Here is a 4,853-nt window from a genome sequence, read left to right on the forward strand (position 1 = left end):
TGAACGCTTCTCATCCTGTGGTTCGTGGGTGATGGCGGCTGGTGGTCGGGGGGCCGTAACGCGGCAGGGCTCCTGGTCGTTGCGGCTGGTGATCTCACTCGCCAACGTCTCGACACAGGAGCCCTGTTGGTCCCGTATCGTGCCATGCTCGACGTCCCCCACGAAGTCGTGGAGCACGTTTCCTGGCTCATCTACGCCCGAAGGCGTGAGCTGAACTCCCGCTGGCGGAAGCTGGGCTGCTTCCGCCAGGCCCTGCTGGTCCTGGTGCACCTGCGCAAGAACGAGACCCTGGCCCAGGCCGCAGCGGGGTTCGGCATCTCCACCGCCACCGCCGGCCGGTACGTGAGCGAAACGGTCGACCTCCTCGCCGAGCGCGCCCCGAGCCTGCACGAGGCCCTGCGCGAGCTGCCGCCGGAGGGGTTCGTCATCCTCGACGGCACTTTGATCACTACCAACCGCATCGCGGCGGACGAGCCGTACTACTCGCAGAAGCACCGCCGCCACGGGATGAACGTGCAGGTCATCGCCCGCCCGGACGGCACCCCGCTCTGGTTCTCCCGCGCGACACCGGGCCGCACGCACGACCTGACCGCAGCCCGCGCCCACGGTGTGATCCAAGCCTGCCTGTCCCGTCAGCTCCTCGTCCTGGCCGACCGCGCCTACCAGGGCGCCGGCGCGACCGTCCGCACCCCCTACTACGGTCATCGCGACCTGCCCGAGCACTACCAGCAGTACAACCGCGACCACGCCCGGCTGCGCGCCCCGGGCGAACGCGCCTTCGCCCGCCTCAAGCAATGGCGGATCCTCCGCAAGGCCCGGTGCAGCACCAACCGCATCGGTCGCACGGTCGCCGCCGTTCACGCCATCGAGATCGCCTGGCGCTCAGGATGAGAAGCGTTCACTCAGGAAAGCGTGGCGTCACCCTGTCGTGGAGTGGGTCACAGGCGAGCAGTCCCTGAGGGGATCTTCTCCAAGAGGGTCCAGCTCCACGAACGCCCGTCGATCACCAGGGTGGTCTCGTCCGCGACTCGCCATCCGCTCATCCATCCGCCACCGCCGTGGTTGCGTGCTCGGCATGAGCAGGTGCATACGTAGCCCATCGCATTCATACAGCTTGGGTTGCACTTCTCGGAACGGTTGAACTCCCGGCCGAGCAGGATGCGACCGTGCCGCTGCACAAGAGCGCCAGTGAGTTCGATGAAGTGGTCCGTGGCCACAGCCCAGGAGCCGTTGTTCCGTTCCCACTCCGGCCTGGCTCGGCCGTGTACGTAGGTGTGCACGAACTGCTCGTGCCTCTGCCAGCCGTGCTTGGGGATCCAGTAACCGGTGCGCCCCTTGGCCGGGAGGGTGACGATGGGGGCATCGGCATCGCCCCACAGCGGAATCCACGATGGTCTCGGCACAGGCACTTCCTGGATCGTGCTGCGGGGACGCCGTGGCGTGGGAGGCGAGTTGTCAGAGCGACCGATCTTGTAGAGCGGTATCTGGGGCGCTCCAGGCTGATAGCGCTGCTTCGCGGACTCCGGGCACTGCCCGACTCGCCGATCAGCGCGGGGATGGGCGAGCACCTTTCCCGTGCGTCGGTCTATCCGTATGGCACCGCCGCAGAGCTGGCATCTTCCCTTCTCCGTGTAGGAAGTAGGCAACGCGTTCCCTTCAGGCGAAGAGAGTCCGGGAGCGTTGGACAGGTTCGGACTCTTCGGAGGCAGCAAGCCCAGCGTAGGCACGACTACCGTCGATGGATGTCGAGTTGGAGATATCAGGCTGCATACCTGACCACCACGTCCGGGCGCCACTGGCGCGCATCAGGAACCCCGCCGGCCGTGGCCGACAACGCGGCGGATGACTCGGCCTTCCTCTATCGGCGGAGATGAAGGGCACGAGCCTGGCCCACCTGGTCTCCAGCCTGGTGCCGCTGGGCGTCGTCAAGGGCTGAGGGGGACGCCCGGCTCCGGAGCCGACCGGCCGGCGGGAACATGGACCGGTGAACGGTGACGACCCGGGCCGGTGAGCGCCCGGCCGCCCGGAGGAGATCGCCGGGGTGTTCGCGGGAGCCGGAGAGCTTTGTGGCGCGGCCGAAGTCGAGGATCCCCATGGCCACGCCCAGCTCCGCGTGATCCCACGGTGTCGACAAGCTTCCCGGGACCCCGGTACCCGGACGGCGTGGTGGAACAGCGGCCGGATTGATGAGGAGTCAGAGAATCGCTCCATCCCGCACAGCAGTGAGCGGAAGGTCCCGTCGGGGGAGGTGTATCCAGCCCTCGACCCCGGCCATGGACTGTTCCTCCTCGGTGGCCGGCACATGGGTCATCCCACACGCTGCGGCCCGCGCGACGACCGCCGAGATCAGGGCGTCCAGATCATGGTCACTGGCCACACACCGGTCACGAACCCGGTCGGACAGGTCCAGGCCCAGACCGGCCTCAAGGCCGGCAAGAATCCGGGCCCGCGCGGCCGTGGCGCCCTTGCCCTTGTAGGAACCATCCGGAGTGAGCCCCCACTGGATCAGCGCGAACGCCGGGTAGACCTCGACGACCGGGCCCGACCCGTCACGCGGTATCGCCGGACCGCCCTCGGCCAGCCGAGCCAGCAGACCGGCCGCACGGATGGCGACGACACCGAGCTTGTCGGCCGACACCGACAGCGGGCGCCGTTTGCCTGCCCCAGTGCGCTTCCACGCCACGTCATCGGTCAGCCGATGAGTAAAGGTGTTGCCGAGTCCGGAACGACCGTCGGCGCACGCCGCGTGGTCGGCGAGCGCCGGTAGCTCGGCGCCGGCCCGGTGCGCGACGAGCAGGGAGACGAAGGCGACCGGCCAGCCCAGGGGTGAGTCCAGCCCCGTCTTGTCCGCGGACCGCATCGCTTCCAACAGGTCGTTGTCGAGCTTCGCGGGAAGCAGTTCGACCACAGGCCGCCGGCCCCACGTCACGCGGCACATGCCCGTGGTCCCGGTGCGCCCGGCCAGATCGATCCCCACCGTCACCATGTCGTCACCCTCCACTACGTCGGAGGCCTGCTTCATCACAGGATTCACCCGCACGAGGAACTCCCTTCCTTGGCCTGTCCGAATGCGAATGCCTCCTGCTCCGCGCCCCGAGAACCGTTACTACCTTCGGTGGGATCAGGACCGTGAGCGTTGACATCCTCGCCGCCCTGAAGGACGGCGATTCCCGCCTACCGCGCCGCCTGTGGCTGCGGTGTCGAGTGGGTTCCTGCTTCGCCGCGCGGTGCCGGGACGAGTCCCGGTCTTACCTGCGCTCCACAGGCTGATGCCGCCAGTCCGGCGGCCTTGGCGACGTTGACCGCCGCGTTGATGTCCCGGTCCAGGACCGCCCCGCACGCCTGGCAGGTCCACTCTCGGATGTGGAGGGGCTTGGGGCCGTCCTTGACGCCGCACACGGAGCACACCCGGGAGGTCGGCTCGAACCGGCCGATCTTCACGAAGGTACGTCCGTACCGGGCGGCCTTGTACTCCAGCATGCTCACGAACGCCGACCATCCGGCGTCGTGCACGGACTTGGCCAGGCGCGTGCGCGCGAGTCCCTTCACCGCCAGGTCCTCCACGGCGACCGCTTGGTTGTCGCGGATCAGCTGTGTGGAGAGCTGGTGGTGGAACTCGCGGCGCGCGTCCGCGACACGGGCGTGTGCCCGTGCGACGCGGATCCTGGCCTTGTCCCGGTTCTTGCTGCCCTTCTCCTTGCGGGAGAGGGAGCGCTGCGCCTTCTTCAGGCGTTTTTCGGCCCGGCGCAGGAAGCGCGGGCTGTCGATCTTCGTCCCGTCGGAGAGGACCGCGAAGTGTCCGAGCCCGAGATCGATGCCCACCTCGGGCGCGACCTGGGGCAGGACTTCCTCCGGGCCGGTCTCCACGACGAAGGACGCGAAGTACCGGCCTGCCGCGTCCTTGACCACGGTCACCGTGGACGGCGTCGACGGCAGGGAGCGGGACCACTTCACCTTGACGTCGCCGATCTTCGGCAGACGCAGCCTGCCGCCCGGGGTGATCGACCAGCGGGCGTTCGCCGTGAACCGGACCGACTGCCGGGTGTCCCTCTTCGACTTGTACCGGGGCGCGCCCATGCGCGGGCGCTTGCCCTTCAGGCCGTCGAAGAAGTTCCGGTACGCGGCCTCCAGGTCGCGCAGCGACTGCTGGAGAACGACCGCCGACACCTCGCCGAGCCACGCCCGCTCCGGGGTGCTCTTCGCCTCGGTGATCAGCGCCTTCGACAGGTCGCCGGTCTTCGGGAACGGCAGCCCCTCGCTGCGGGCGGTCTCCCGAGCGCGAAGCGCGTCGTTGTAGACCACCCGCGCACACCCGAACGCCCTCGCCAACGCCATGCGCTGACCGACGCTCGGGTACAAGCGGAAGCTGTACCGAAGCTGCATGCGGATCATGGTACACAGTTGGTTTATGGGTATCGATGAGAACGTTCGTACTGGTCGTCACTGCGTCTTCCGCATGCATGTCCACTTGGTTTTCGTGACGAAGTACCGGCACTCCGTCTTCGTTGACCGGCACTTGACGCGGTGCGAGGAGATCATGCGGGCCGTGTGCGAGGACTTCGAGGCCGAGCTGGTCGAGTTCAACGGCGAGAACAACCACGTCCATCTCCTCGTGAACTTCCCGCCGAAGGTTGCCGTGTCCAGGCTGGTGAACTCCCTCAAAGGCGTGTCCTCCCGCAGGCTCCGCCAGGAGTTCCCCGACCTCGTCCGCCACTACTGGCGGGCACAGCGCCTGTGGTCCGGCTCGTACTTCGCCGGGTCCGTCGGCGGCGCGCCGCTCAGCATCGTGAAGCAGTACATCGAGCAGCAGAACCGGCCGCTCTGACCCGGGCCGAGGTGAACAGTGCAGATCC

Annotated in this window: 4 protein-coding genes; 2 read left to right on the forward strand and 2 right to left on the reverse strand. The window is 68.0% G+C overall.

The annotated features are described in order from the left end of the window. The first annotated feature begins 144 nt into the window (after positions 1 to 144). A complete protein-coding gene (locus tag CUT83_RS09935) occupies positions 145 to 891 on the forward strand; it encodes a transposase family protein (RefSeq protein WP_101254054.1) in 747 nt (248 codons plus the stop codon). Positions 892 to 2,194: 1,303 nt separating this feature from the next. Here the strand turns inward: CUT83_RS09935 and CUT83_RS09950 are convergent. After that, positions 2,195 to 3,022: a DUF429 domain-containing protein gene (locus CUT83_RS09950; protein ID WP_240958557.1), complete on the reverse strand. Its 828-nt coding sequence runs from the start codon at positions 3,020 to 3,022 to the stop codon at positions 2,195 to 2,197. Positions 3,023 to 3,174: 152 nt separating this feature from the next. Further along, complete coding sequence (locus CUT83_RS09955) at positions 3,175 to 4,383, reverse strand: RNA-guided endonuclease InsQ/TnpB family protein (protein WP_101255106.1); 1,209 nt, start codon at positions 4,381 to 4,383, stop codon at positions 3,175 to 3,177. Between the two features lie 25 nt (positions 4,384 to 4,408). Between CUT83_RS09955 and tnpA the strand changes: the two genes are divergently transcribed. Beyond that, entirely contained in the window at positions 4,409 to 4,825 is a 417-nt protein-coding gene (gene tnpA, locus CUT83_RS09960) for an IS200/IS605 family transposase (RefSeq protein ID WP_093850225.1), read from the forward strand. Positions 4,826 to 4,853: the final 28 nt, after the last annotated feature.

It is taken from the genome of Streptomyces barkulensis (genome assembly GCF_002843305.1).
Lineage (GTDB): Bacteria > Actinomycetota > Actinomycetes > Streptomycetales > Streptomycetaceae > Streptomyces > Streptomyces barkulensis.